Genomic DNA, 539 nt, shown 5'->3' with positions numbered 1-539 from the left:
AAGGAAGTCCAGCCGCGCCGCATCCTCCAGCACGCTGTCTGCCGCCTGGGCGGGTGGGGTGGGTGCGGCGGCAAGCATGTCACGGAAAATATGCCAAAGCGACTGCCCGTTACCCAAGAGTGGGCCATGGGATGCTGCGGCTTTCCGGCCCGCCTCGATCATTTCATTGGTCGGCCAATCGGCGCCCGCTACTGCGCCAGCCGCTGGTGCCGTCACGCTGTCTGCCTGGGGCGTGGGGGAGGGCTGGGGGGATGCCATCGCTAGTTCGCGCGCATAGTCTGTAATCGCCTGAAAAAGCACGGCGCGCGCGACCGGCAAATCATCTCCGTTTTGTTTTGTCCATCCGTTTACACGGGCGACAAACGCTTGCGCATAATCATTCAAGGCGCTGTCGATTTGTGCCGCAGCCGATGGGGCGGGCTGCTGTGCCATGTTCGATTCAGCGCCATTTTTCGACACGTCACCTGCAACGTGTGCAATTTCGGCTGGATTTTGAACATGAGTGGTGGACTGCTGTGCCTCTACCAGGGCGGCAAGGC

1 protein-coding gene is annotated in these 539 nt (G+C 61.4%); it reads right to left on the bottom strand.

The genetic code is table 11. From position 1 onward, the window contains the following. The coding region (locus tag ACODSU_RS25305; protein WP_488845727.1) for a hypothetical protein at window positions 1-539 on the bottom strand (539 nt) is incomplete at both ends.

Source organism: Acidovorax sp. FG48 (assembly GCF_057809085.1).
Note: the sequence above shows the minus strand (reverse complement) of the source record. Positions and strands in the feature narration are given on the sequence as shown.